This is a genomic window from Gymnodinialimonas sp., from assembly GCF_059726805.1.
In genome coordinates this window covers 1592092-1616521 of sequence record NZ_AP041059.1, presented here as the reverse complement: position 1 = coordinate 1616521, position 24430 = coordinate 1592092, and the positions used below count along the sequence as shown (strand labels likewise).

General features: G+C 65.4%; 27 protein-coding genes. 8 read left to right on the top strand and 19 right to left on the bottom strand.

All coding sequences use genetic code 11. The annotated features are described in order from the left end of the window. Positions 1 to 2: 2 nt before the first annotated feature. Positions 3 to 281, bottom strand: coding sequence for a DUF3572 domain-containing protein (locus AC6I9R_RS07980; RefSeq protein WP_461425042.1), 279 nt, complete (start codon positions 279 to 281; stop codon positions 3 to 5). Positions 282 to 394: 113 nt separating this feature from the next. Between AC6I9R_RS07980 and AC6I9R_RS07975 the strand changes: the two genes are divergently transcribed. Continuing rightward, a complete protein-coding gene (locus AC6I9R_RS07975; protein WP_461425041.1) occupies positions 395 to 1786 on the top strand; it encodes a diguanylate cyclase in 1392 nt (463 codons plus the stop codon). Positions 1787 to 1792: 6 nt separating this feature from the next. On the opposite strand, the gene AC6I9R_RS07970 is transcribed toward AC6I9R_RS07975, so the two are convergent. From AC6I9R_RS07970 to AC6I9R_RS07955, 4 genes are all read right to left on the bottom strand, one after another. Beyond that, the gene (locus tag AC6I9R_RS07970; protein ID WP_461425040.1) at positions 1793 to 2281 is read right to left on the bottom strand and encodes a periplasmic heavy metal sensor; all 489 of its coding nucleotides are present in this window, start codon (positions 2279 to 2281) and stop codon (positions 1793 to 1795) included. Next, on the bottom strand, positions 2274 to 2633 hold the full coding sequence (locus tag AC6I9R_RS07965; protein WP_461425039.1) for a hypothetical protein: 360 nt from the start codon (positions 2631 to 2633) through the stop codon (positions 2274 to 2276). The genes AC6I9R_RS07970 and AC6I9R_RS07965 overlap by 8 nt, the downstream gene beginning before the upstream one ends. Continuing rightward, positions 2623 to 3207 carry an RNA polymerase sigma factor gene (locus AC6I9R_RS07960; protein WP_461425038.1) on the bottom strand — a complete coding sequence of 195 codons (585 nt, stop codon included), beginning with the start codon at positions 3205 to 3207 and terminating at the stop codon, positions 2623 to 2625. Before AC6I9R_RS07960 ends, AC6I9R_RS07965 begins: the two co-directional genes overlap by 11 nt. Positions 3208 to 3278: 71 nt before the next feature. Then, positions 3279 to 3779: an EF-hand domain-containing protein gene (locus AC6I9R_RS07955; protein WP_461425037.1), complete on the bottom strand. Its 501-nt coding sequence runs from the start codon at positions 3777 to 3779 to the stop codon at positions 3279 to 3281. Between the two features lie 161 nt (positions 3780 to 3940). Here AC6I9R_RS07955 and AC6I9R_RS07950 point away from each other — a divergent pair, with 161 nt between their 5' ends. Both AC6I9R_RS07950 and AC6I9R_RS07945 read left to right on the top strand, forming a co-directional pair. Beyond that, complete coding sequence (locus AC6I9R_RS07950) at positions 3941 to 4354, top strand: DUF983 domain-containing protein (RefSeq protein WP_461425036.1); 414 nt, start codon at positions 3941 to 3943, stop codon at positions 4352 to 4354. After that, positions 4327 to 5019 (top strand): NUDIX hydrolase, encoded by a 693-nt coding sequence (locus AC6I9R_RS07945; RefSeq protein ID WP_461425035.1) that lies wholly within the window; start codon positions 4327 to 4329, stop codon positions 5017 to 5019. Before AC6I9R_RS07950 ends, AC6I9R_RS07945 begins: the two co-directional genes overlap by 28 nt. Before the next feature lie 116 nt (positions 5020 to 5135). On the opposite strand, the gene AC6I9R_RS07940 is transcribed toward AC6I9R_RS07945, so the two are convergent. Further along, positions 5136 to 6050 (bottom strand): EamA family transporter, encoded by a 915-nt coding sequence (locus AC6I9R_RS07940; RefSeq protein ID WP_461425034.1) that lies wholly within the window; start codon positions 6048 to 6050, stop codon positions 5136 to 5138. 36 nt (positions 6051 to 6086) lie between these two features. Next, positions 6087 to 6974 (bottom strand): fatty acid desaturase, encoded by an 888-nt coding sequence (locus tag AC6I9R_RS07935; protein ID WP_461425033.1) that lies wholly within the window; start codon positions 6972 to 6974, stop codon positions 6087 to 6089. An 83-nt stretch (positions 6975 to 7057) separates the two neighbouring features. Here AC6I9R_RS07935 and AC6I9R_RS07930 point away from each other — a divergent pair, with 83 nt between their 5' ends. Then, complete coding sequence (locus AC6I9R_RS07930; protein ID WP_461425032.1) at positions 7058 to 7921, top strand: helix-turn-helix domain-containing protein; 864 nt, start codon at positions 7058 to 7060, stop codon at positions 7919 to 7921. On the opposite strand, the gene AC6I9R_RS07925 is transcribed toward AC6I9R_RS07930, so the two are convergent. Next, positions 7918 to 9042 carry a thioesterase family protein gene (locus tag AC6I9R_RS07925; protein ID WP_461425031.1) on the bottom strand — a complete coding sequence of 375 codons (1125 nt, stop codon included), beginning with the start codon at positions 9040 to 9042 and terminating at the stop codon, positions 7918 to 7920. The two genes, AC6I9R_RS07930 and AC6I9R_RS07925, sit on opposite strands and share 4 nt — an antisense overlap. Positions 9043 to 9046: 4 nt before the next feature. Continuing rightward, the gene (locus AC6I9R_RS07920; protein ID WP_461425030.1) at positions 9047 to 10090 is read right to left on the bottom strand and encodes an aldo/keto reductase; all 1044 of its coding nucleotides are present in this window, start codon (positions 10088 to 10090) and stop codon (positions 9047 to 9049) included. Positions 10091 to 10204: 114 nt separating this feature from the next. Here AC6I9R_RS07920 and AC6I9R_RS07915 point away from each other — a divergent pair, with 114 nt between their 5' ends. The 4 genes from AC6I9R_RS07915 to metG all read left to right on the top strand — a co-directional run bounded on the left by AC6I9R_RS07915 (position 10205) and on the right by metG (position 15347). Further along, positions 10205 to 10864: an ImuA family protein gene (locus tag AC6I9R_RS07915; protein WP_461425029.1), complete on the top strand. Its 660-nt coding sequence runs from the start codon at positions 10205 to 10207 to the stop codon at positions 10862 to 10864. A 245-nt stretch (positions 10865 to 11109) separates the two neighbouring features. Beyond that, entirely contained in the window at positions 11110 to 12330 is a 1221-nt protein-coding gene (locus AC6I9R_RS07910) for an MFS transporter (protein WP_461425028.1), read from the top strand. A gap of 75 nt (positions 12331 to 12405) precedes the next feature. Beyond that, positions 12406 to 13563, top strand: a complete 1158-nt coding sequence (locus AC6I9R_RS07905) for a serine hydrolase domain-containing protein (protein WP_461425027.1) — start codon at positions 12406 to 12408, stop codon at positions 13561 to 13563. A gap of 80 nt (positions 13564 to 13643) precedes the next feature. After that, complete coding sequence (metG, locus tag AC6I9R_RS07900; RefSeq protein ID WP_461425026.1) at positions 13644 to 15347, top strand: methionine--tRNA ligase; 1704 nt, start codon at positions 13644 to 13646, stop codon at positions 15345 to 15347. An 82-nt stretch (positions 15348 to 15429) separates the two neighbouring features. On the opposite strand, the gene AC6I9R_RS07895 is transcribed toward metG, so the two are convergent. The 10 genes from AC6I9R_RS07895 to coxB all read right to left on the bottom strand — a co-directional run bounded on the left by AC6I9R_RS07895 (position 15430) and on the right by coxB (position 24380). Next, a complete protein-coding gene (locus AC6I9R_RS07895) occupies positions 15430 to 16818 on the bottom strand; it encodes an FAD-binding oxidoreductase (protein ID WP_461425025.1) in 1389 nt (462 codons plus the stop codon). A gap of 32 nt (positions 16819 to 16850) precedes the next feature. Then, the gene (locus tag AC6I9R_RS07890) at positions 16851 to 17435 is read right to left on the bottom strand and encodes a GNAT family N-acetyltransferase (protein ID WP_461425024.1); all 585 of its coding nucleotides are present in this window, start codon (positions 17433 to 17435) and stop codon (positions 16851 to 16853) included. Beyond that, complete coding sequence (locus AC6I9R_RS07885) at positions 17435 to 18694, bottom strand: M16 family metallopeptidase (protein ID WP_461425023.1); 1260 nt, start codon at positions 18692 to 18694, stop codon at positions 17435 to 17437. Before AC6I9R_RS07885 ends, AC6I9R_RS07890 begins: the two co-directional genes overlap by 1 nt. Beyond that, the gene (gene thrC / locus AC6I9R_RS07880) at positions 18691 to 20079 is read right to left on the bottom strand and encodes a threonine synthase (RefSeq protein ID WP_461425022.1); all 1389 of its coding nucleotides are present in this window, start codon (positions 20077 to 20079) and stop codon (positions 18691 to 18693) included. Before thrC ends, AC6I9R_RS07885 begins: the two co-directional genes overlap by 4 nt. Before the next feature lie 11 nt (positions 20080 to 20090). Continuing rightward, the gene (locus AC6I9R_RS07875) at positions 20091 to 20762 is read right to left on the bottom strand and encodes an SURF1 family protein (RefSeq protein ID WP_461425021.1); all 672 of its coding nucleotides are present in this window, start codon (positions 20760 to 20762) and stop codon (positions 20091 to 20093) included. A 179-nt stretch (positions 20763 to 20941) separates the two neighbouring features. Continuing rightward, on the bottom strand, positions 20942 to 21754 hold the full coding sequence (locus AC6I9R_RS07870) for a cytochrome c oxidase subunit 3 (RefSeq protein ID WP_461425020.1): 813 nt from the start codon (positions 21752 to 21754) through the stop codon (positions 20942 to 20944). Positions 21755 to 21773: 19 nt separating this feature from the next. Next, a complete protein-coding gene (locus tag AC6I9R_RS07865) occupies positions 21774 to 22328 on the bottom strand; it encodes a cytochrome c oxidase assembly protein (RefSeq protein ID WP_461426592.1) in 555 nt (184 codons plus the stop codon). Positions 22329 to 22345: 17 nt separating this feature from the next. Next, positions 22346 to 22552 carry a cytochrome c oxidase system small membrane protein gene (locus AC6I9R_RS07860; RefSeq protein ID WP_461425019.1) on the bottom strand — a complete coding sequence of 69 codons (207 nt, stop codon included), beginning with the start codon at positions 22550 to 22552 and terminating at the stop codon, positions 22346 to 22348. After that, positions 22552 to 23481 carry a heme o synthase gene (gene cyoE, locus AC6I9R_RS07855; protein ID WP_461425018.1) on the bottom strand — a complete coding sequence of 310 codons (930 nt, stop codon included), beginning with the start codon at positions 23479 to 23481 and terminating at the stop codon, positions 22552 to 22554. The genes AC6I9R_RS07860 and cyoE overlap by 1 nt, the downstream gene beginning before the upstream one ends. A gap of 8 nt (positions 23482 to 23489) precedes the next feature. After that, complete coding sequence (coxB, locus tag AC6I9R_RS07850; protein WP_461425017.1) at positions 23490 to 24380, bottom strand: cytochrome c oxidase subunit II; 891 nt, start codon at positions 24378 to 24380, stop codon at positions 23490 to 23492. Positions 24381 to 24430: the final 50 nt, after the last annotated feature.

The window sequence follows — 24430 nt, the reverse complement described above, 5'->3', positions numbered from 1 at the left end:
ACTCATGTCCAATTCGGCAGATCGCCGCCCGGAAGGCCCGCCCGGATCATCGCGAAATCCTGGGCCGCGATCCCCGTGGCTTCTGCCCCCTTCAGAACCCAGGCGTCATCCATCAGCACGAAATCCATGACCGAGGCCAGGAACTCCGGCTCTCCGGCGCGCGCGCGCAGATCATCCTCGCTCACCCCCGTGGCCCCCATGAACAACGGCAGGATCTCTTCCTCCCCGGCCAACCATGCCAGAAGCGCCAGCGCCTGGGTCTCGGCGAAATCTTGCTGCATCGTTTTAGGTCCATTTCTACTTAAAGGGTTTGTTAACTATTCGGGGTCAAGTTCCGGATGTACACGAGGTTCAGCCTGAGCTGAACGCAGTTGTCAAACGAGGTGAGGTGCACATGGCGGGGCGTATTCTTGTCGTTGACGATGTTGCGACCAACCGGATCGTGATGAAGGTCAAGCTCACCTCCGCCTGCTATTCCGTAGATCAGGCCGAGAATGGGGCCGAGGCGCTGAAAGCCGCCCGCGACACCAAACCAGACCTTATTTTGTTGGACGTCATGATGCCTGACATGAGCGGGCTGGATGTCTGCCGCGCCCTGAAAGCGGACCCGGAAACCGCCGATATTCCCATCGTCCTGATCACGGCGCTCTCGGATCGCGATGCCAAGATGGACGGGCTGGAGGCGGGCGCCGATGACTTTCTGACCAAGCCGGTGGAAGAGGTCACGCTGCTGGCACGGGTCCGCTCGCTTTTGCGGGCCAGCGATTCTGTGCGCGAGCTGCGCGCCCGCGATGACACCGTCGCCGCCTACGGCTTCGCCGAAGCGGCCCTGGGCTTCCAGGGCAAGTCCCGGCCCGGCCGGATCGCGCTGGTCGCCCCCGGCCCCCGCGGCGCGGTGCTTTGGAAGGCCGCCATCGATGACCGCATCGGCGGCGACGTCCAGATCATCCCGCGCGAGACCGCGCTGACCCAGGTGGCCGGCACCGGGGAGGTGCCCGACGTCTTCGTCATTTCCGTCGATCTGGCGCAACGCAACGAAGGCCTGCGCCTGCTATCGGATCTGCGCTCGCGCCCCGGCACCCGCCATTCGGCCACCGTGATGATCCTGCCCGAGGGCGACAGCGAACGCGCAGCCATCGCGCTCGATCTGGGCGCCAACGACGTGCTCCACGACCCCTTTGATGCCCAGGAACTGGCGATCCGCATCTCGGCCCAACTCGACCGCAAGCGGCAGTCGGACCGGATGCGCGCGGGCGTGCGCGCCGGGCTGGAAGCCGCGATCACCGATCCTTTGACCGGGCTCTACAATCGCCGCTTTGCCCTGCACCGGATGGAGCAGATCATGGCCCGCCCCGGCCCGGATCCCGCCGTGATGATGATCGATCTGGATTTCTTCAAAGAGGTTAACGACACCTACGGCCATGCGGCAGGCGACGCCGTGCTGCAACAGGTGGCCGTGCGCCTGCGCGGTCAGCTGCAGGCCAATGATCTTCTGGCGCGCATCGGTGGCGAGGAATTTCTGGTGGTCCTGTCGGGTGCTGACGCCCGCGACGCCAAGGAATGCGCCGAGCGGTTGCGCTCGGCCATTGGCAGCACCAGCTACGATCTGGGCGGCGACACCTTCCCGGTGCGCGTCACCGCCAGCGTCGGCCTTGCGCTGCCCGGCAGCCGCGCCGACAGCGCGGCAACGCCCGAGGCGTTGATCCACAAGGCCGATACGGCGCTTTACGGCGCCAAGTCCCATGGCCGCGACCAGGTCAGCCAGATGTGTGACGACGCGGCTTAGACCGCGCTACCGGCGTCCGCCATTGCGCCGCATGATCCGCGCAATACCGTCTGCCAGGGCCTCGCGCTCTGCGGCTGACATGCTTTCAATCTGATCCAGAAGCGCCCCGTGGCCCGTCTCTTGCAGCGACACAACCAAGCCGCGCGACCGCGCGAAGGCCGCATCCACGGCGGCCCGGTCAAATGGCTCGGCGCGCAGGGCCTCTTCCACCGCGCGCAAGGACCGCCCGATCGCCCGGCGTTCTTCGCGCAATTCCACACCCGCGCCCTCCAGGCGCTCGCGCAGTTCCGCACGATCTTCGCGCGACAACGCGCGCTCAAACGGGCCCAGCCCCAAGGCGCGCAACGCCAAAGGCGCACCGCCCGCATCTCGGGGTCCGCCCCCGCTCATCACCGCCCCCGCGATCAAGCCCACCACCGCCAGGTTCAACGCCAGCGACACCGCCAGGACGAGCTTCAGCCACCGCCCTTTGCGGGGTGCTTTACCTTCAGACATCGCCGTCCTCCGTCCATAAATCGCCCACATCCGGGGTGAAATCATAGGTCCCGATGCCTAGGGATACCGTATCACTTTCCAACAGGCCCGAAACCGTATCGGGCGCGTAAAGCCCCACGGCCAGCCCCATGACACCGGCTGCCGTGATGCCCGAGACGGCACTCCAGCCGCCCAGCCCGCCCAACATCCCGGCAAGCCAGCCGCCACGTGGCGGCGCCGCGACGTCGGGCACCTCGGCCTGCACGTCGGCGGCGTCCGCCAGCACCCGGGCCATCAGATCAGCGCCGGGGCCCTCTGCGCGCGCCTCGGAAAACAGGGCGTCGAGCCCGTCTTTGTCATCCTCATGCGTCATATCCCAAGGCCTCCTTCTGACCGTCCAGCGCCGCCTTCAGCGCCCGTTTGCCGCGAGCGGTCAGGCTTTCGACCGCCTCCACGCCAATGTTCAAAGCATCCGCAATCTCGGGGTTCGACAACCCCTCAATATGGCGCAACACCACCGCTTGTCTCTGTCGCTCCGGCAAAGTGGCCAGCGCCGCGTCCAGCGCCGCCATCCGCCCCTTGTCCTGCATTCGCGCCTCTGCGCCCGGCGCGTCGTCGGCGAAATCATCGTCGCCCAACTCGACCGAGCGCCCGGATTTGCGCAGCCGGTCCACACAGAGGTTCGCCACCACCTTGTGCAACCAGGTCGAGGGCTTTGCCGCCCCGTCCGTCTGCCACGTCTTCGACGCCCGCCACAGCCGCATCATCGCGTCTTGGGCCACATCCTCGGCGTCCGAGGCATGGCCCAGGACCCGCGCGGCATGGCGAAACGCACGCGGCAACAGCCGCTCGGACAACAGCCGCGCGGCCTCGGGATCGCCGTTGGCAAACAGCACCATCAAGGCCCCGTCGTCCAATGCACCAAGCTCTGTCTGCGCCGTGCCCATGCAGCGTGTCTATCCTGCTCTCACCCTCAATGGAAATGGGGCCCGGCACCTCCGCCAGGCCCCAGATCGCCTTAGCCCCGGTCGCCGTGGCGGCGACCCATCCGCTCCAGGAAACGCGCCACGGCCTCGTCGAACTCAGCTTGCGTGACCGATCCGTCACCGTCTGCATCCATCCGCTCGAAAATCCGCTCTGGGTCGGGACCCCGGCCGCCGCGCCCATGGCCACGACGCCCCTCACGGGCCTCTTCCATCTCGGCCTGGGTCAGGAGCCCGTCGCCATCGGCATCCGCGCGCTCCAGAAGGCGGTCAACCCGGCGCTCGGCGCGTTCAGCGCCCTGGGCCAGCAACTCGTCGCGCGACAACGCCCCGTCGCCGTCCGTGTCCGCGGCGGCGAAGCGGTTGGCGCCTGCGGCCTGCATCTCTTCCAGCGTCACGGCACCGTTTCCGTCGGCGTCCAGCTCCGAGAAGATCATCCGCGGCGGGCCCTGGCGGTCACCTTCCTGCGCAAAGGCAGGGGCGGTGAGGGCAAGGGGGATCATCAGGGCCAAGGCGCCAGCTTTCAGAAGTGTCATGCGAGTATCTCCTTTGTTTTGCTCGTCTGCCAAGTCTCACGGGGGGGCGTCGCAGTTCCGTCGAAAAAATTCATGCAGTCTCATCCAAGCGCCCCATCCGCGCGCCCACGTCGCGGGCACAGCCCCTTTACGCCGCCACGCCCAGGGTCCATTTTGCGCCCATGACACCAGATACCCCTTCCGCCCTGCCCTCTGACGAGGCGCTTTACACCCCTGCTCCGGTTGAGCGGCCCACCTGGCCCGCGATCCGCAAAGGACTGGCGCATAAGTGCCCCAACTGCGGCGAGGGCGCGCTTTATGAGAAATACCTGAAGCTCAACACCACCTGCGCCCATTGTGGTGAGGATCTGAGCCGCGCGCGCGCCGATGACGGGCCGGCCTACCTTTCGATCCTGCTGACCGCCAAGGTCATGGGCTCACTGCAATTGCTGGTCTATGAGCTGTGGCAGCCGCCCGCCTGGGTGATGGCCGTCAGCTTCAGCATCGGCGTCACCGTGATGGCCTTGGCCCTTCTGCCCCGGTTCAAGGGGCTGATCGTGGGCGTGCAATGGGCCAAACGGATGCATGGGTTTTGAGCGACAAGACCGCGATCCGGGACGCGGCCACCGGCATCGTCCTGCGCGATGCAAGCTCTCGCCCACGCGTTCTGATGGGCCAGCGCGGCAAGGACGCCGCCTTCATGCCCTCGAAATTCGTCTTCCCCGGCGGCGCCGTGGATGCGGTCGATGCCGACATCCCCTTCGCCCGCCCCCCCGCGCCGGATTGCCAAGCGCGCCTGTCACAGGACGGCGCGAACGCGGACGCCCTGATGGCGGCGGCGGTGCGCGAGATCTGGGAGGAAACCGGCCTGCTTCTGGGTGCCAAGGACCCGCGCGCCGCCCAGATCGAGGCGCCCAAGGGCTGGCGCGGCTACCTCGCGACGGGGCACCTGCCCGACGGCGCGGCGCTGGAATACGTGTTCCGCGCGATCACCCCGCCGGGACGCCCCCGCCGCTTCGACGCGCGGTTCTTCCTGGTCGATGCAGACGCCTTGGCCTCGGACCCCGATGATTTCTCGGGCGCGGAGGATGAGTTGAGCCACCTGCAGTGGATCCCGCTCGACGAGGTGCGCGGCTACGACATGCCCTTCATCACCGAAGTGGTGCTCGCCGAACTGGCCGCCAAGGTCGAAGGCCGCGCCGTGCCCGGTGTGCCGTTCTTCGACAATGCCACCGCTGAAAGCCGGTTCCGGCGGCTGTAAGCCGCGCTTTGTGGACAGCGTAGGATTGGGGGATTTCACCCCCCAGGCGTCTTTTTCGTTGAAAAAGCCGCCTCCCCCCAGAGTTGTATGGGCAAGATGAAGCAGGGGGGAGCGCGTTATCCCCGAAGGCCCGCCCAAAGGATCAGGGCCAGGGAGACGACGATCAGGGCAATGCCGATCACCTCATTGCGGCTGGTCTTTTCGCGCAGCCAGAAGGCCGAGAAGGCGAAGGTGAACAGAAGCTCGATCTGGCCCAAGGCCTTCACATAGGCCGCCGTTTGCAGCGCGAAGGCGATGAACCAGCCCATGGAGCCCAGCATGGAGGTCAGACCGGTCAGGCCCGAGATCCGCCAGGACGCCAGCACTGAAGTGATCTGGCCCGGCTCGCGAATTGCCAGCCACAGGCCCAGGGTGGCGGTCTGGATCACCGTCGCCGTCAACAGCGCCATCGCCGCGCGCAGGGGTGCGTCACCGCCCTCCAGCGCCAGGGTCGCGCCGCGGTAACAGACGGCGGAAATCCCGAACAGAAGGCCCGAGGCCAGGCCATAGCCCGAGGCGGCGTTGAAAATGCGTGCCGTCCAGGGCAGGCCGACCTCTTTGGGCGGATCCGACAGCGCCAGGACACCCACAAAGCCGATGCCGATGGCGATCAGCACGGGGCCCGAGACCGCCTCCCCCAGAACTACGAGGCCCACCAACGCGGTCAGTAGCACCTCGGACTTTTTCAGGGTGATCCCGACATAGAAATTGCGCCGCGCGAATAGCGCCACGACGCAGGCCGTCGCCGTCATTTGCGCGACGCCGCCGGTGGCGACATAGACCCAATAGCCGGGCCCGATCCCGGGCCAGGCCTGCCCGCTGAACGCCTTGTAGCCCAGCAAAGCGAGCCCCACGAAGGGCACGGCGAAGGCAAATCGCGCCCAGGTCGCGCCGCCCGTCGACAGGGTCGTGACCTTCAGGTGACGCTGCAGGGCGAACCGCAGATTCTGCATGAAGGCAGCGAAGATGGAGGCGGCGATCCAGAGGGGCATGGGCGCTTCCTGCGCCTCGCCCGCCCGCTTGCCAAGCTATTTCTGCGGGTAAAGTGGATGGGCCACCGGATCTTTCGCGCGCAGAAGGTGTTGGCGAAAGATCTGGCCATAGTTTTTGTAGCGATAGCCGTCGTTACAGCTCAGATAGCGCGCCTTGTTGGCGGCATAGAGTTGCGGCAACCGGTACCACGGCACCTTGGGGTGCATGTGGTGGACCACGTGGAAATTGTTGTTGAGAAACAGGAAAGCCAGCGGCCCGCGATCTTCGACAATCACAGTGCGGCCCCGCGCCCGTTCGTGGGCCTGATGCTCCAGGAAGGTCCTGATTTTCAGGACCGACAGCGCGCCGTAGCAGGCTACCGCGTAGAGCCAGAGCGGCGTTGGCGAAAGCACGACAAGCGCCACGATGGGCACGGCGGTGGCGACATGCACCGCCCAGCCCCAGGCCACCCCCGGCGCGCGGATCTGGCGCGCATCGGAGGCCATGAAGAGGATCTGCCCCACGAGCGGGCCCAGCAACATACGGCCCAAAAGCGTGTTGTTCGCCCGCAACATCGCCCGGGCGGCTTTGGGCAGGCGGGTCCAGACCGCCGGGTCCAGGTAGTTGCTTTCGGGATCGTCATAGGGATCGGTCAGGGTCGCGTCGGTGTGATGCGCCAGATGGGTGTCGCGAAACCGGATGTAGGGGATGGCGAGGTTCAGCGAGCCCATCACCAGCGCCTCGGACAGGGTCCGGTTGGCAAAGGGATGGCCATGCAGCACCTCGTGCTGGAGCGAGGCTTGCAGCGTAATCAAGGGGATCAACAGGACCAGCGCCAAGGCCGTCGGCGCCCAGAACAGCACCGCGCCCCACGCGCCGTAACAGCCGATGATCAGGGCCAGGGTGGGCCAGCAGATCCGTTTTGTGTGTCCCGTCGTTGTCACACCCCTGTCATATGACGGCTTGCATGTCAGGAGCAGTCAGGGTTTTCTCCACATAAACCCAACTCTGCTGGATATTCTCAACAATGCTGGCCATTCCCGATAAGCGCGCCCGCGCGCATCTGTTTCGAGAGCGGTTGAGCGGCGCGCTGACCGCCGCCAACCTCAGCCGCGCTGCCCTGGCGCGGGCCGTTCAGGTGGACCGCTCCACCATCACGCAGATGCTGGCAGAGGATGACGCGCGGGTGCCCGGCGGCCATGTGGTCGCCTCTTGTGCGCAGGCGCTCGACGTCTCGGCAGATTGGCTTCTGGGTCTGACCGACAAGCCCGAGCAGGCGGGCAAATTGCTCGCCACCAGCCTCTCGATCTCCGAGACCGGGCGCGCCACGACGCTGGATGACCAGATCTTCGAGTGGCAGCGCGAGGCGGAGGGCTACAAGATTCGCCACGTCCCCGCAACGCTGCCCGACATCCTGAAAACCGACGCCATGCTGCGCTGGGAATATGCGCCGCTGACCCATCGCCGCCCGTATGAGGCCATTCAGGCCGCCGCCGCGCGTCTGGATTGGCTGGCCCTCACGCTCAGCGATTACGAGATGGCGATGCCGCTCCATGAGCTGGAGAGTTTCGCTCGCGCGGAAGGCTATTACACCGGCCTCAGCGCGCAGATCCGGGCCGAACAGCTCGATTGGATGGCCGAGATCTATGACCGCCTCTACCCTGGCCTGCGGGTGTTTCTCTACGACGCGCGCACGACCTTTTCCGCCCCCGTCACGGTCTTCGGGCCGAAAATGGCGGTGATCTATATGGGCCGCCACTACCTCGCGTTCCGCGACCGCGACCGGGTGCGCGCCATGACGCTGCATTTCGACGGGCTGGTGCGCGAGGCCGAAATCGCCTCGCACACCTTCATGGACAGGCTCAAGGCGCTCCGGGCGGAGGTCGCTTAACGCTGCGCCACGTAGCGCTGGAACCCCTCGGGCAGCGGCAGCGGCGCATGGGCGGCCTGCGCCTTTCCAAGCCACTCCGCGATCCGCGCGGGTGGCGGCGCCGTCTCCCTCACATTCAGATCCATATGCAGCAACAACTGCTCACCGGTCGCACAAAGCGCGTCACCCACCCACATCTCGTGCCACAGATGCAGCTTCTTGCCGCCGCCTTCCATGACCCTTGTAGTCACCCGCATTGCGTCCCCGATGTTGACCTCGCCCAGATGGCGGATGTGCGTCTCCACCGTGAAGACGGAGGCGCCGTCTGCCACACAAGCCGCGTCCATCCCCGCCCATCCCAGCATCTGGTCGGCGGCGTCCGAGAACGCCGTCAGATAGAACGCCTCGTTCATGTGGTTGTTGTAATCCACCCACTGCGGCGGCACGGCGCGCGCGAGCGTCACCGGCGGCTCTGGCGCTGCGGGGTCCGGCGCGGGCAGGCCGCCACCAGCCTTGGGCGGCGCGCCAAGCAGCGCGCCCAGCGGTGCCACCAACCCTTCGGCCAGTGCCCGGTGCGCCGCTGCGTCCAGATGCACCCCGTCCACGTCCGAGGCCGCCGCGAAATCCGCGACCGACGCAAAGCCCGCCCCCACGCGCGTCGCCGCCGCCGCCATATGCGCCTCCAGACCCCGCTGCCGCGCCTCAGCGCCCGCAAATGCGTCCACCAGAACGCCCGTCTCCGTCACCGGCGCGGGGCAGACCACCAGGACCTTGGCGGCGGGCACGAGGCTGCCGGTGATCCCCACCAACCGCTCCACCGATTTGGCGATATCGAAGGCCGAGGTCGCGAACCGGGGCTTCAGATCATTGGTCCCCAGCATGATCACGACGGCATCGAGCGGCACATGGCTCATCAGGACCGCCGGCAACACCGCCGCGCCATTGCGCGCGCCCCCGTCGACCGGGTCCTCGTGGACCGTGGTGCGCCCGGGCAGCCCCTCGGCGATCACGCAATGCCCGGTCAACTCGGCCAGCACATCCGGCCAGGGCACCCCCGGCGCGAAGCGCTCGGACTGGCCCAGCACCGTCAGGGGCACCGTGCCGTGGGTGTTGCTGTCGCCGTAAACCAGGATGCGCGCCATCGGATCAGTACGGCATCGGATGCTGGCGATGGGTCTCGTTCAACTCATCCATGATCTCACCCGACAACACGGTGTCCTTGCCGTCAAGGATATGGGCCAGTTGCGCCGATGTCGTGGCCCCGAAGATCGTCGAGACCGCGAAGGGCCGCTGCACGGTGAAGGCCAGCGCCATATGCACCGGGTCGATCCCGTGCTTGCGCGCCACCGCCACATAGGCATCCGCCGCCACCCGCGCGCGCGCTGTCATTCGCCCGCCGAGGCCCGGCGACACGACCTCGCGCGAGCCGTCGGGCACCGCCCCGCCGCTGTATTTGCCCGTCAACAGCCCCGTGGCCAGTGGCGAGAATGCCAGAAGCGTCACCTTCTCATGATACGACAACTCGCCCATGTCGGTGTCATAGACCCTGCACAACAGCGAATATTCATTCTGCATCGTCTGCACCCTGGGCAGCCCGTGTTCCTCGGCCAGCCGTAGCCACTGCGCCGTGCCCCAGGCGCTCTCGTTGGACATCGCCAGATGCCGCATCTTCCCGGCCTTTTGCGCCGCCTCCGCCGCACGCAAAACATCCAGCATATTGTCCAGAATTTCCGCCCGGTCCCCCTTCGGCGCATAGGTCCAGTTCTGGCGGAACATGTAGCTGCCCCGGTTTGGCCAATGCAGCTGGTAGATGTCCACGTAATCGGTCTGCAACCGCCGCAGAGAGCCCTCCAGAGCCTCCGTAAAGGTCGCCCCGGTGATCGGCTGGCCGGGCCGCACAAACCCCTCGTTCAGGCCCGAGACCTTGGTGGCGAGCTTATATTCGCCGCGCCGCGCCTTGTGGGCGCCGTTCCAATTGCCAATCACCGTCTCCGTGCCGCCCACGGTTTCAGCGCTCACGGGGTTCACCGGATACATCTCGGCGGTATCAATCACGTCAATCCCCGCCTCCAGCGCCATATCCATCTGGCGGTGGGCGTCGGCCTCGGGCGTCTGGGTGCCCCAGGTCATCGTGCCAAGGCAGTAGTCGGTGATCGTTTCAGAAGTGCTGCCAAGGGGGATCGCGCGCATGGATGGTTTTCCTTTTGGGGAGGGGCTGTTGCGGCCAAACTAACCTTGTTTGGGGCGGGTGCAAGGCGGGGCACGGGGCTTGAGAACATTTGCAGAACATCTATACTGATCGCCATGGATATCACCAAGCTCACCCGCCAATCGCACCGCAAGGATCGCCCGGGCCTGCGCTTGCTGGGTCGCTTTGATCTGGCGGGGGGCCGGGCCCATGAATTCTGCGGCCACACAAGGCGGCGGCTGGCCCTGTGGCTGGCCGCTTCCGATACCCATACCGATATCGCCAGCCAGATCCTCTGGATCCGGCCCGATTGGCACCCCGACGCGCTGCATCTGGCCGGCGTGCACCGAGAGGTTGATCCCGGACGGCTGGTGTTCGTGGAATGCTGCCGCCCCGGCGATCTGTTGTGGTGCATGGAAGAGGCGCTGCGCGGCGGCCTCAACCGCCTTGTGGTGCTGGACCTGCCCGAGCCGCCGGGCCTCACCCCGGTGCGCCGCCTGCACCTGGCGGCTGAGGCGGGGTTCGAGAAGACGGGCCGCGCGCCCGTGGGGGTGATCCTGACGCCGGGCGATGGCGGCGCGGCGGGGGTGGAAAGCCGCTGGCAATTGATGCCCGACCATGGCGCTGACCAAGACCGCTGGCGCCTGTCGCGCCTGCGCGCGCGCACCGCGCCCGTGGCCCAGTGGTCCGTGACCCGCACGGGCCGGGGCGCGCTGACCGTCACCGCGCCCTCAGAGGCCCCGCCCCAGCACGAACGGGAGCCCGCCTTCCCCTAGGGCGGCTCTTCCCGGGCGGAACCGGTGCCGCGCCCTCTCCAGATCAGCGCCCTCCCCCCTCTTGTTCCACGATGCCGCGCGGGCGGGTTCAAAAACGTGAAAATGCTTTTTCGTTAAATTTCAGATGCTTAAAAGGGTGCTCAAGCTTGAGCATCCCCAAATTTGCCCCCATCACCCCCCAACCCTCTTGCACGAAAAGACCCAGAGGCGCACACCGGGCGGGACCTCGCCCCCAAGGCATGCCCATGCGCCTCCTGATCTCTTTCGCGGCCCTGTTTCTTTCCGTCATCCTGTTGCAGCTGTCCTCGGGCGGTGTCGGCCCGCTCGACGTGCTCTCGGGCACGGTCCTGGGCTTCACATCGGCACAGATCGGCCTTCTGGGCTCGGCGCATTTCCTGGGCTTTTTCATCGGCTGCTGGTGGGCGCCGCGCCTGATGGGCAGCGTCGGGCACTCCCGCGCCTTCGCGGTATTCACCGCCATGGGCGCGATCGGCCTGCTCAGCCACATGCTGCTGATCGACGCCTACGCCTGGGCGCTCATGCGGGTGGCCACGGGCCTGTGCATCGCGGGCTGCTACACGGTGATCGAGGCCTGGTTGCAGGCCAAGGTCACGAATGAAACCCGCGGGCGCGCCATGGGCATCTACCGGATGGTGGACACCGGCGGATCGCTCTGCGCACAACTGCTGATCGGCGTGCTCGCGCCCGCCTCTTACGTCTCCTACAACCTGCTGGCGATCCTGTGTTGCGCGGCCCTTCTGCCGCTGACCCTGACCAAACTGCAGCAGCCGCCCACGCCTTCCGCGCCTCGCCTGCGGCCCGCGCTGGCCTGGGGCCTGTCGCCCCTGGCCGTGGCGGGGGTGATCGTGGCGGGCGTCTCGGGTGCCGCCTTCCGCATGGTCGGCCCGCTCTATGGCTCCGAGGTCGGCCTGCAAGCCAGCGAGATCGGCTATTTCCTGGCCGCCTTCGTCCTGGGCGGCGCGGCGGCGCAATGGCCCGCAGGCTGGCTCGCCGACCGCTTTGATCGGCGCTGGGTGCTGATCTGGTTCTCCGTCGCCTCGCTGGTGGCCTGCGCCGTGACGGTCATGTTGCCGGGGGCGGGCGCCGTTGGCATCTTCGGCTCCGCCTTCCTCTTTGGCGCCACCACCTTCCCTATCTACTCGGTCTCCGCCGCCCACGCCCACGACTGGGCCAGCGATGACCAACGGGTGGAGCTGTCGGCCGCGCTGATGTTCTTCTACGCCTCGGGCGCCATCGTGGCCCCGCTTCTGACCTCGCAATTGATCGAGGCTTTCGGCCCAGCCGCGCTTTTCATGTTCATCTCCCTCGCGCATATGGGGCTCGTCGTCTTCGGCCTCGTCCGCATGCGCCGCCGCGCGTCTTTGGAAGAGCGCAAACCCTACGTCTGGATCCCGCGCACCTCGTTCACGGTGGGGCGTATCTTCCGGCGCGGGCCCGATAAGTAACGCCCTTTTGACGTCTCAATTCTGCCGACATCGGCGCGCATATCGGCGGCAAACCAACAACGCCCGAGCATGCCCATGTCCTTCCTCCTCCGCACCCTCTGCGCCGTGATCGGCGCTGCGTTCCTCTTCGCTGTTGCGAACCTGGCCGTCTCGGGCCTGCCCGAGCGGACGCAAACGGCGGCGCTCGCCACGGACACGCCCGCCCCCGGCCCCGGGCCGCTGCGCGACCTCGCCGCGTCCCTCCTCGGCGATGCCTCCTCGCAGACGCCCGCAGATGGCGCGGCGATCATCTCCATGCCGGTGGCGCTGACAGCCGCGCCGACGGCGCTCGGCCAGGGTCTTGAGGCCGACTGGCGAGCCTGGATGGCCGCCAATGGCCTAAGCGAGGGCGCCATGACCGTGCTCTTTCCCGATGGCACGATGCACCGCGCGGCCCTTGGGCGCGCGACCGACACCTCTGTTCCTGTGGCCAGCCTGTCGAAGGCCATCACCGGGATCTGCATGGACGTCGTCCTGCAAGAACAAGGCCTTGGCTGGTACACGACCCTGGGCGAAATCGCCCCGCAGATGTCCGCCGTCAGGGTCACGCCGCAGCCCTGGAACGCCAACATCACGCTGGCGTCGCTGGCCAATCACACCTCGGGCCTCGCGCCTGACCTGACCCAGGGCACCATGGGCAGCACGCTGCACGGTGCCCTCGGCCTGCACCGGCGCATCGCGTCTGAGGCGTTGCGGGAAGAGAACATGCAAGGCACGCCGCGCGCGTATTTCTACAACAATACCAACTACGCCGTCCTGGGCGTCGCCATCGAAGCGCTCACCGGTCAGACCTATGCAGAGGCCTGTATGGACCGTGTCGTGACGCCCGCCGGTGTGACGGATGCCACGATCCACGGTGCCATGGGCTCTCGCTCGTCTTACGGCGGGTGGGAAATGTCGGCGGAAAGCTATGCCCGCCTGGCGCAGCATTGGTTCACCGATGGCGCCGGGATCGTCGAACGCCCCTTTGACCGCCCGATGCACGACAATTACGCCTTGGGCTACGCGATTGAGGGGCGCGGCACTTCGGCCCATGTGTCCCACGCCGGAAACTTCTGTTACAGCGACGGCAGCGGAAACGGTGCCTACTTCCACGCGCGCGGCGACGGGACCGTCTTTGTCGCCAATTGGTCCGGCGGCTGTGTGCGCGCCAACGAGACGGGCCTGCCCGCGATCATCGCCGACCGGATGTAGCGCCGCGCCAAGACCCACTGGCCTTGCCCGCGCGGCGGCGTTAAAGCTGCGCGCAACCGCTCAGACGCAAGGCCCGTTCCATGACCCGCACGCTTATCACCAGCGCCATTCCCTACATCAACGGGATCAAACACCTGGGCAACCTCGTGGGCTCGCAACTGCCCGCTGATCTCTATGCCCGCTACCTGCGCGCGCGGGGTCAGGAGGTGCTGTTTCTCTGCGCCACCGACGAACATGGCACGCCCGCCGAGCTGGCCGCCGCCAAGGCGGGCAAGCCCGTGGCCGAGTATTGCGCTGACATGCACGCGGTTCAGGCCGAGATCGCGAAAGGCTTTCGCCTGTCGTTCGACCATTTCGGGCGCTCATCCTCGCCGCAGAACCACACGCTGACCCAACACTTCGCGGGCAAGCTGGCGGACAACGACCTCATTGAGGAAGTGTCCGAGAAACAGATCTATTCCCACGCCGACGGACGCTTCCTTCCCGACCGCTATATCGAAGGCACCTGCCCCAACTGCGGCTACGACAAGGCCCGTGGTGACCAATGCGAGAATTGCACCAAGCAGCTGGACCCGACCGACTTGATCGAGCCTCGGTCGGCCATTTCCGGCTCCACCGATCTGGAAGTCCGCGAAACAAAACACCTCTACTTGCGCCAATCGCAGCTGCGCGGACAGCTGAGCGATTGGATAGATTCCAAAGCCGACTGGCCCATTCTAACCACGTCGATTGCAAAGAAATGGTTAAACGACGGCGATGGATTACAGGACCGGGGCATCACCCGTGACCTCGACTGGGGCGTGCCCGTCAAACGCGGCGACGCGGACTGGCCCGGCATGGAAGGCAAGGTCTTCTACGTCTGGTTTGACGCCCCGATCGAGTACATCGCCTGCGCCGCCGAGGCTGTGGAGCAAGGTGCGATTTCCGACTGGGAACGGTGGTGGCGTGTGGATAAAGGGGCCGACGACGTCCGATATGTGCAATTCATGGGGAAGGACAACGTGCCGTTCCATACCCTCAGTTTCCCCGCCACGATCCTCGGCTCCGGCGAGCCGTGGAAGCTCGTGGATTACATCAAGAGCTTCAACTATCTGAACTACGACGGCGGCCAGTTCAGCACCTCGCAGGGGCGCGGCGTGTTCATGGATCAGGCCCTCGACATCCTGCCGTCTGACTACTGGCGCTGGTGGCTCTTGTCCCACGCGCCCGAGACCAGCGACTCCGAATTCACCTGGGAGGCGTTTCAACAGGACGTCAACAAGGACCTCGCCGATGTGCTTGGCAACTTCGTCAGCCGGATCACCAAATTCTGCCGCTCCAAGTTTGGCGAGGCAGTGCCCGAGGGCGGCGTCTACGGCGACCAGGAAACGGCGCTGATCGCGGATCTGGAGAACCGCCTTGCCGCCTACCAGGCCCATATGGACGCCATCGACATCCGCAAAGCCGCGGCGGAGCTGCGCGCGATCTGGGTCGCGGGCAACGAGTATCTGCAATCCGCCGCCCCCTGGACCGCCTTCAAGACGGACCCCGAACGCGCCGCCGCCGTCACCCGTTTTGCCCTCAACCTGATCCCCTTCTACGCGGGCCTGTCCGCCCCCTTCATCCCCGACGCGGCGGCGGCCATGGCCGAGGGTATGCACACAGACCTCGCCTGGCCCAAGGACGCGTCGATGACAACCCTGCCCGCAGGCCACGCCTTCACGGTGCCCGAGGTGCTTTTCGCCAAGATCGCGGGTGAGCAACGGGAAGAATGGGCCGAGAAGTTCTCGGGCACGCGCACGTAAAAGCGGCAATTGCCGCAAAAGCGTGCGCAAATCGCGTGTGTACAGGATGTGTACGCCCCGGTGTACGGGGTGTGTACAGCCCTCAACCGCGCAAAACCGCCCCGGGGTTGAGGATGTTCTTCGGGTCCAACGCCGCCTTGATCGCCCGCATGGCGGCGAGCTTTCCGGGGTCGCCGTACTTCTCCAGATCGCCGACCTTCAGCCGCCCGATGCCGTGTTCCGCCGACACGGAGCCGCCCATCTCGAAGACCAGATCGTGGACACAGGTCTTGATCGCCGCGCGCTCTGCCTCGTGGTCCGCGCGGCTGCCGCCCTTCTGGGGAAACACGTTGTAGTGCAAGTTGCCGTCGCCCAGATGCCCGAAGCAATTGATCCTGAACGCATTTATCTGCGCCAACCGCCCCGGCGCCTCGGCAATGAAGGCGGGGATGGACGCCACGGGCACCGAGATATCGTGGGAGGAAACCGAGCCGATGCGGCGGTTGGCCTCGGGGATACTCTCACGAATGTTCCAGAAGTCGCGTCGCTGCGCCTCGGACTGTGCAATGACACCGTCTGTGACCAAGCCCGCCTCGTAAGCCTCTGAAAACAAAGCTTCCAATGCCTCTTCCGGCGAGCCATGGCTGAGACCAAGGTCGATCAGACAGCACCATTCCGGCGCCTCCGCAAAGGGCATTCGCATTTCTGGCCCGACTTCCTCCAGGAAGGTGAAGCCCATCTTTCCCATCAGCTCAAAGGCGGAAATGCCCTCTCCGATCCGCGCCTGTGCCAGCCGCAAAAGCGCCAGTGCGGCCTCCGCCGAGGGCACCACCATCAAAGCCGCGCCCATCGCGGAAGGCATTGGATGTAAACGCAAAGTTGCGGCCGTGATCACGCCCAAGGTCCCCTCGGATCCGATCAGGAGGTGGCGCAGATCGTAGCCCATATTGTTCTTGCGCAGGGGCGAGAGGCCCTCGATCACCGTGCCGTCGGCCAGAACCGCCTCCACCCCCAACACCAGATCGCGCGCATTGCCGTAGCGGATCACGTTCACCCCGCCCGCATTGGTGGCCAGCAACCCGCCGATCCGCGCCGAGCCTTGGGAGGCGAGCGTCAGGGGAAAGATCCACCCGTCCGCTTCGGCCACGTCATGCACGTTCTGCAGGATCGCGCCCGCTTCCACGACCATTGTGCCCGCCTGCGCGTCCATCGCGCGGACCTGTGTCATCCGCTCCATCGTCAACAAAATAGGGGGATCGCCGCCCTCTTTGATCTGCCCGCCGACCAGACCGGTGCCACCGGAGTAGGGCACAACGGGCGTGCCGGTATCGCTTGCGATGCGCAGGATCTGCGCCACCTCGGCGGTCGAACGGGGGGCCACTGCAGCCAACGCCTGCCCCCGCCAACGGCCGCGTGGCTCTTCCAGATAGCTGGCGTCCGCATCGCGCAACGCGCCCGGAACCTCGGCTTTCAATCGATCAAGAACTGTCATGGAGCTAGACCTAGCGCGCGCGCAGGCCCGCGTCACCCGACTTCGGTTTTCCCGCGTCGGTCGCTGCGCAGATTTGCGTAAAGCACGTGGTTGCGCCAGCGTCCGTTGATCTGTAGATAGCTTTGCGCCACGCCCTCATACTTGAAGCCGGACTTTTCCAACACGCCGCGCGAGGCGGCATTTTCAGGCAGGCAAGCGGCTTCCATACGACTGATATCGAGCGCGCGGAACGCGTAGTGACACACCGCGCCAATCGCCTCGCGCATGTAGCCCTGACGTACAAACGGCAGGCCGATCCAGTAGCCAAGCGTTGCCGATTGCGCCGGACCGCGGCGCACGTTGTCCAATGTGATCGCGCCCAACAGCGCATCATCTGCGCGGCGAAGAATGAAAAGCGGCACCGCCGAGCCCTGGTTGACCGAGCGTTGCGCCCAATAAACACGGGCCGTAAAGCTCTTCCGGGTCAGATGATCATCGGCCCAGACCGGTTCCCACGGCACCAGGAAATCGCGCGATTGATGACGAAGCGACGCCCACGCCCGGAAATCCGCGTGGCGCGGCAGGCGGAGCGTCAGACGCTCGGTTTCCAGGCGAAGGTTGCGTTTGCGCGCGATCATCAGGCGGCCAGGCGCTCCCTCACGGAGGCCAGATCAGGGGCCTTGTCGACGGGCCCGTAAAGGGCCATCGCGGTGCCCGCGTGACCCAGGGCGCCGGCGTGTTCGCGCAAGCCTTGCAAGGTCACGGCATCGATCCGCGCCACCGTTTCTTCAAGCGGCGGGATGCGGTTCCAGATGGCAATCAGCCGTGCCAGCCGCTCTGCCCGCGCCGAGGGGCTTTCGAGCCCCATCAACAGACCCGCCTTCATTTGCGCGCGCGCCCGCGCCAGTTCCGGCTCGGACATCGTCTCGGCAGAGCGCTTCAACTCATCAATCGTCAGGCCAACAAGCTCTGGCAGATCTTCCGCCGAGGTGCCGGCGTAGATCGTCAAAAGGCCGGTGTCATCGTAGCTGCCGACCTGCGAATAAATCGTGTAGCAAAGGCCCCGCTTCTCGCGGATCTCCTGGAACAGGCGCGAGGACATGCCGCCCCCAAGCGCTGTCGCATAGATCTGCGCGGTATAGATATCGTCCGAGCGGTAGCCCGGCGCTTCCAGCGCCAGGGTGAAATGCGCCTGCTCCAACCCTTTGACAACGCGGTGTTCTCCTCCACCAAAGCGTCCCGGCTGCGCAATCGCTTGCGGCGCGGGTGTCAGGTGGCCGAAGGCCTTTTCGGCCAGGCGCACGATCTCATCATGGTCCACCGCGCCCGCCGCCGACAGGATCAGCTGACCGGGGCCATAGTTCTCGGCCACGAAGCGATCAAAGTCGCCGCGGCCGAAGCTTTGCACCCGCTCTGCCGGGCCAAGAATGGTCCGGCCGAGGGGCTGTTCGGGGTAGGCGGCGGCCTGGAGCCAGTCGAAAATGATGTCGTCGGGCGTGTCGGCGGCTTGGCCGATTTCTTGCAGGATCACGCCGCGTTCCACCTCGATCTCGCGCGGGTCGAAGATGGGGTTGAGGACGATATCGCCGATCAAATCCAGCGCCAGCGCGACGTCGTCCTTCAGCACGCGGGCGTAATAGGCTGTCACCTCACGCGAGGTATAGGCGTTGATATAGCCGCCAACATCCTCAATTTCCTCGGCAATCTGCAAGGCAGAGCGCCGCGCGGTGCCCTTGAAGGCCATATGCTCCAGGAAATGCGCGATGCCGTTCTGCTCGACCCGTTCGTGACGCCCGCCCGCGCTGACCCAGATGCCGAGGGCCGCCGATTCCAGACCTGGCATATGCTCGGTCACGATGCGAAGCCCGTTGGCGAGCGTGTGTATTTCGACCGTCACGGGCGGATGCCTCCTTCAATCACCTGCTCCAGGGCGCTCAGGTCATTCTCCACCCGTTGCACCCGCTCGGGCCGATCAAACAGATCGCCCATCCGCGCGGGCAGCGCGGGCCGAATGCCGGATGCCGCTTCCACGGCATCGGGGAACTTGGCCGGATGCGCCGTGGCCAGCGTGATGAGTGGCGTGGCCGCCAGGAAATCCTGGGCCACATCGACGCCAATCGCCGAATGCGGACAGAGCAATTCGCCCATCTCGGGCAACGCGCGGGCGATCATGGCAGAGGTTTCTTCCTCGGACACGCGGCCACTGGCGAAGGTGTCTCGCAGGCGCCCGATGGCGCCCTGGCTGATCTTGAAGCCGCCGCCCTGTTTCAGCTCATCCATCAATTGCGCCACGGCGTCGCCGTCCCTGTCGTAGGCATCGAACAGTGCACGCTCAAAGTTGGAAGAGACCTGGATGTCCATCGATGGAGAGATCGAGGGTACGACCCCCTCGGTCGTGTAGCCGCCCGAGACCATGGCGCGGTGCAGGATGTCGTTCTGGTTCGTCGCGATCACCAGTTTGTCGATCGGCAGGCCCATGCGCTTGGCGATGTAGCCCGCGAAGATGTCGCCGAAGTTGCCTGTGGGCACGCAGAAGGACACCGGGCGATGCGGCGCGCCAAGCGACACGGCGGAGGAGAAGAAATACACGACCTGCGCCAGTACCCGCGCCCAGTTGATCGAGTTCACGCCCGCAAGCCGCACCCGGTCGCGGAACTCGAAGTGGTTGAACATGTCCTTCAGACGCGCCTGGCAGTCGTCAAAATCGCCGGTCAGCGCGAGGGCATGGGTATTGGCCTCACTCACCGTCGTCATCTGACGGCGCTGCACCTCAGACACGCGTCCATGGGGGAAGAGGATGAACACATCCACCGCATCAAGACCGCGAAACGCCTCCATCGCGGCAGAGCCTGTGTCGCCAGAGGTCGCGCCCACAATCGTCACCCGGTCGCCCCGTCGGGTCAGGGCCGCCTGGAACATTTGCCCGATCAGCTGCATGGCGAAGTCTTTGAACGCCAAGGTCGGCCCGTGGAACAGCTCCAACAAGAAATGGTTAGGTTGCAGTTGTTTCAGGGGCGCGCGGGCGGCGTGACCGAAGCCGGAATACGCCGCCTCGATCAGGCCTGCAAATTCGTCATCGGAGAAGGTATCGCCGACGAAAGGCCGCATCACCCGGAACGCGATATCCTCATAGGACAGCCCCGCCAGCGCGGCGATATCGCCTTGCGACATCTGCGGGATCTCGCCCGGCACATAGAGCCCGCCATCGCGCGCAAGGCCTGTCAGCATGGCCTCCTCGAAGGACAAAACAGGCGCGCGCCCCCGGGTCGACACGTATTGCATGGAAGGCTCCCTCATACACTCCGACGGGTGATACGCCACAGCAAGAACGCTGTCATCCCCAACCAGACAAGCGCCAGCCCAAACCACTGGATCGCATAGCCCAAATGGTTATTTGGGATGCCGTCCGCCGTAACAGGCAGGGGCGTCAAAGGGGCGTCGGATACCGACATCTGCCGGGCAACGATGAAGACGGGCTCGGTGCCCAGATGTGTGGCCAGGGTCGGCACGTCACGGGCGTACCAGATGTTGCGGGCGATGTCGGGGGCGGGGGTGAAGCCGTCAACCTCATCGGGCCAGTGCAGGTTGCCGGTGACGGTCACAGCACCCGTTGGCGGATCCGGTTGCGCGACGCTTTCCGACAGGTATCCCCTGTCGATCATCACCGCGCGGCCCTCGGTCTCGAACGGCGAGATCAGCCGATATCCCGGCCCGGACCCTTGGAGGCTGACCAGCACGCGCAGGGTCTCGCCGGTGAACGTGCCCGTGACCTCCACCGGCAGATAGCGATCGGTCTCAGGATCAGGTGCCTCCGGCAGTGCCACGGGCGCGGCTTCGATCCTGTCGGCGATCTCTGCCAGGACGGCCTCTTTCCAGGCGAGCCGCTGCAGCTGCCATACCCCGAGCGAGACCAGGATGGCCATCCCCGCCAACCCGAATGCGACGACCGCAATCACCCGTCCCATGACACCTCCGTTTCAATCAAAAGGCCCGCCGTGAACGGCAGGCCCCTCTTTCATCTTGCCCAGAAAACTCAATCCCACCTCAATCCTCCGCGAGCCAATTGAAGGCAGGCGCGGGTGAGGCGGCGGAGGGGTGGGCGGGTGGGCTCCGACGCCTCACCCGCTCCCCATCAAGCCAGGGGTTACTGACCCCAGATATACACGGCCACGAAAAGGAACAGCCACACCACGTCAACGAAGTGCCAGTACCACGCCGCCGCCTCGAACCCGATGTGCCGCTCGGCGGTGAAGTGGCCTTTGCGCACCCGCAGGTAGCAGATGAACAGGAAGATCGTCCCGATCACCACGTGGAAACCGTGGAAGCCCGTAGCCATGAAGAAGGTGGAGTAGAACTTGTCGCCATCGGGCCCGCCGAACTGCCAGTGGTGGTGGGCGATCAGCTCATAATATTCGAACGCCTGCAGGCCGGTGAAGAAGATGCCCAGAACCACGGCGCCCAGAAGGCCATACTCGATGTCCTTGCGCGGCCCGTTGTGGACCAGCGCGTGGTGCGCCCAGGTGACCATGAAGCCCGACAGCAGCAGCACCAGCGTGTTGATCAGCGGCAAGCCGAAGGGATCCACCTGATAGATCTCGGGCGCGACGTAGGTCGAGGCCTCGTACCCGTCCATCGGGAAGATGGCGTGTTTGAAGAACGCCCAGAACCAGGCCACGAAGAACATGACCTCGGACATGATGAACATGATGAAGCCGTACCGCAGGCCGATGCGCACGACCGGCGTGTGATCACCCTCGCCGCTTTCTGTCACGACGTCCGCCCACCAGGCGTACATCACGTAAAGCACCGCAACGAAGCCCGCGAGGAACAACCAGGGAGAGCCTGCATGCATCCAGTTCACGCCACCAAAGAGCATGGCAAAAGCGCCCGCCGCGGCGATCAGGGGCCAGATCGAGGGGGGCAGGATGTGATAATCGTGGCGTTTGACGTGGGCCATGGTGGTCTCCGGTCTGGTCTTAGTTCACCGCCTCAAGGGCGGCGTAGTCTTCGGGCATATCGGTCACGTGGAATGTGTACGACAGAGTGATGGCGGGCGTGTCGACGGTTTCGGGATCGTCCTGGATCTCGGGGTCGACAAAGAAGGTCACGGGCATCTCAACCCGCTCACCGGGCTGCAGCACCTGCATTTCAAAGCAGAAGCAGGCGATCTTCACAAAATAGCCGCCGGTGTCAAACGGCGCGACATTGAAGCTGGCGGTGCCTGCGATCGGGTGATCGGTGGGGTTGTAGGCCTCGTAAAACGCGAGGCCGGTTTCGCCGATGCGGATGTCGACATGGGGCACCATCGGGCGGAATTCCCACGGCATGTCAGAGGCCGTGGAGGCATCAAACCGGATCCGGATCGTGTCGTCCAGGATCGTGTCGCTTTCCGCGTCCGCCGTCACGGTCGCGCCGCCAAAGCCTGTGACCCGGCAGAACCAGTCGTAGAACGGGACCGCCGCCGCCGTGAGGCAGCCCATGAACACGACGACGCCAAGGGTCTGCAGCACCGTTTTGACCTTGGGGTCCATTCTGGTGGGCGTCTCGCTCACTCCACAGGCTCCGTGATGGGCAGCATGGAAGCGCGCGGCGTATGATCGTTGGCCTCAAGAAGGCCGCCTTCCTGAACCTTCGCAATGGTCAGACCAAAGACGATGGCGCAGAATCCCAGAAGGCATAGCGCGGTGCCCACGTTGCGGCCAAAGCGGCGCGTGTGGATTTCGTGGGTTTCCGTCAGGGCTTTGGTGTCAGCCATCAGATCAGCCTCCAGATTGCGTCCAGCAGAAGGGCGCCGAAGTGCAGGAACAGGTACAGAAGCGAGAACTTGAAGACGCGCTTCTCGACTTTGTAGTCATCCGCCTCGGCCATCGCCTCGTCACGGCGCCAGATGTCGTAGGCGCCCTTGAGGAAGATCGCGTTACAGGCCAGGGCGGTCACCAGGTAGACGGGTCCCGCCACCTCGGTCAGCACCAGACCCAAGGCCACTGGCACCAGAAGCACCGTGTAGATCAGGATCTGCTTGCGCGTCTCGGCCCTGCCGTGGGTCACGGTCAGCATCGGCACGCCTGCGTTGTTGTAGTCCTTCTTCAGGAACAGCGCGAGCGCCCAGAAATGCGGCGGCGTCCACATGAAGATCAGCCCGAACATCAGAACCGACGCGAGGGTCACGTCGCCGGTCACCGCCGCCCAACCGATCATCGGCGGGAACGATCCCGCCGCCCCACCGATCACGATATTCCAGGGCGTAGAGCGTTTGAGCCACATGGAGTAGATGACGGCATAGAAGAAGATGGTGAAGGCCAGCAGTCCCGCCGCAACCCAGTTGGTCGCCAGTCCCAGCATCGCCACAGAAATCACCGACAACCACAGACCCAGCGTCAGCGCTTCGCCCGCAGGCACCCGGCCCGAGGGCACGGGCCGCTTGGCCGTGCGTTTCATCACCGCGTCGATGTCGGCGTCGTACCACATGTTCAACGCGCCCGAGGCCCCTGCCCCCAACGCGATGAACAAGATCGCGGTGAAGCCAATCATCGGAGAGATCCCACCCGGCGCGACTAGGATGCCGACCAGCGCCGTGAACACCACCAGCGACATCACGCGCGGCTTCAACAGCGCGAAATAATCGCCGAACCCCGTTTCGTAGTCACGGGCCTCCGTTGTGGATTGTGCGGTGAAATCGCTCATGGCGCTGCCTACTCCGCCGCTGCCAGCTCAAGATACTGCGGCGCGCGGGCCCCGTCGAGCGAGGCGAATTCTGCTGCTTCACCGGCCAGCCATGCCTCGTATTCTTCGGGCGTCACGGCGAAAACCGTGATCGGCATGTAGGAATGCGCCGCACCGCAAAGTTCGGAGCATTGGCCGAAGTAGATGCCTTCCTGGCCCGGGTTCACCTCAAAGTGCAGCTCGGCCAAGCGGCCCGGCACGCCGTCCTGCTTCACGCCGAACGCGGGGATGGTCCAGGAGTGGATGACGTCCGCCGCCGTGACCTGAACAACGATGGTCTGGCCCGTGGGCACGACGACTGCGGTGTCAGTCGCGAGCAGGTACTCATCCCGGGAATAGCCGTAGTCGGCCAGTTCATCCTCGTTCAGCATGAAGCTGTCGTAGGAGATGCCCTCCTCGGGATACTCGTAGCCCCAGTACCACTGGTAGCCGGTCGCCTTCACGACCACGTCGGCGACGGGAATCGTTTGCTGGCGGAACAGAACCGGGAGGGAGAACGCGCCGACGACCACGAGGATGATCAGCGGAACGATGGTCCAGGCGACCTCGATCCGGGTGTTGTGTGTGAAGGTCGCGGGTTCGGGATTGGCCTTGGCGTTGTGCTTGATGAAGGCGTAGGCCATCAGCGCCGCCACGAAGAGCGTGATCAGCGCGGCCATCGCATGCAGGCCGAAGTCCAGCGCCTGCAGGTCCAACGCGCCGTCCGTTACGGCGGGCTGGAAGTCGATCCCACCGGGGATCGGCGCGCCGATGATCTCTAGCCCATCGCGCATTCCGGTGGTCTGTGCAGACACCATCGTTGCGGTGAAGGTTGCGCCAAACGCGGCCGTGAGGCCGCCGAGCATCTTGCGAAGTGCCATGTGGTCTGTCCTGTTGTCCGTCCGGTCGTCTGCCCTGAAGGTATTTGGTC

Coding starts and splice junctions, on each gene's coding strand:
- AC6I9R_RS07980 (WP_461425042.1), bottom strand. CDS start 281: ATGCAGCAAGATTTCGCCGAGACCCAGGCGCTGGCGCTTCTGGCATGG.
- AC6I9R_RS07975 (WP_461425041.1), top strand. CDS start 395: ATGGCGGGGCGTATTCTTGTCGTTGACGATGTTGCGACCAACCGGATC.
- AC6I9R_RS07970 (WP_461425040.1), bottom strand. CDS start 2,281: ATGTCTGAAGGTAAAGCACCCCGCAAAGGGCGGTGGCTGAAGCTCGTC.
- AC6I9R_RS07965 (WP_461425039.1), bottom strand. CDS start 2,633: ATGACGCATGAGGATGACAAAGACGGGCTCGACGCCCTGTTTTCCGAG.
- AC6I9R_RS07960 (WP_461425038.1), bottom strand. CDS start 3,207: ATGGGCACGGCGCAGACAGAGCTTGGTGCATTGGACGACGGGGCCTTG.
- AC6I9R_RS07955 (WP_461425037.1), bottom strand. CDS start 3,779: ATGACACTTCTGAAAGCTGGCGCCTTGGCCCTGATGATCCCCCTTGCC.
- AC6I9R_RS07950 (WP_461425036.1), top strand. CDS start 3,941: ATGACACCAGATACCCCTTCCGCCCTGCCCTCTGACGAGGCGCTTTAC.
- AC6I9R_RS07945 (WP_461425035.1), top strand. CDS start 4,327: ATGGGCCAAACGGATGCATGGGTTTTGAGCGACAAGACCGCGATCCGG.
- AC6I9R_RS07940 (WP_461425034.1), bottom strand. CDS start 6,050: ATGCCCCTCTGGATCGCCGCCTCCATCTTCGCTGCCTTCATGCAGAAT.
- AC6I9R_RS07930 (WP_461425032.1), top strand. CDS start 7,058: ATGCTGGCCATTCCCGATAAGCGCGCCCGCGCGCATCTGTTTCGAGAG.
- AC6I9R_RS07925 (WP_461425031.1), bottom strand. CDS start 9,042: ATGGCGCGCATCCTGGTTTACGGCGACAGCAACACCCACGGCACGGTG.
- AC6I9R_RS07920 (WP_461425030.1), bottom strand. CDS start 10,090: ATGCGCGCGATCCCCCTTGGCAGCACTTCTGAAACGATCACCGACTAC.
- AC6I9R_RS07915 (WP_461425029.1), top strand. CDS start 10,205: ATGGATATCACCAAGCTCACCCGCCAATCGCACCGCAAGGATCGCCCG.
- AC6I9R_RS07910 (WP_461425028.1), top strand. CDS start 11,110: ATGCGCCTCCTGATCTCTTTCGCGGCCCTGTTTCTTTCCGTCATCCTG.
- AC6I9R_RS07905 (WP_461425027.1), top strand. CDS start 12,406: ATGTCCTTCCTCCTCCGCACCCTCTGCGCCGTGATCGGCGCTGCGTTC.
- metG (WP_461425026.1), top strand. CDS start 13,644: ATGACCCGCACGCTTATCACCAGCGCCATTCCCTACATCAACGGGATC.
- AC6I9R_RS07895 (WP_461425025.1), bottom strand. CDS start 16,818: ATGACAGTTCTTGATCGATTGAAAGCCGAGGTTCCGGGCGCGTTGCGC.
- AC6I9R_RS07890 (WP_461425024.1), bottom strand. CDS start 17,435: ATGATCGCGCGCAAACGCAACCTTCGCCTGGAAACCGAGCGTCTGACG.
- thrC (WP_461425022.1), bottom strand. CDS start 20,079: ATGCAATACGTGTCGACCCGGGGGCGCGCGCCTGTTTTGTCCTTCGAG.
- AC6I9R_RS07875 (WP_461425021.1), bottom strand. CDS start 20,762: ATGGGACGGGTGATTGCGGTCGTCGCATTCGGGTTGGCGGGGATGGCC.
- AC6I9R_RS07870 (WP_461425020.1), bottom strand. CDS start 21,754: ATGGCCCACGTCAAACGCCACGATTATCACATCCTGCCCCCCTCGATC.
- AC6I9R_RS07865 (WP_461426592.1), bottom strand. CDS start 22,328: ATGGACCCCAAGGTCAAAACGGTGCTGCAGACCCTTGGCGTCGTCGTG.
- AC6I9R_RS07860 (WP_461425019.1), bottom strand. CDS start 22,552: ATGGCTGACACCAAAGCCCTGACGGAAACCCACGAAATCCACACGCGC.
- cyoE (WP_461425018.1), bottom strand. CDS start 23,481: ATGAGCGATTTCACCGCACAATCCACAACGGAGGCCCGTGACTACGAA.
- coxB (WP_461425017.1), bottom strand. CDS start 24,380: ATGGCACTTCGCAAGATGCTCGGCGGCCTCACGGCCGCGTTTGGCGCA.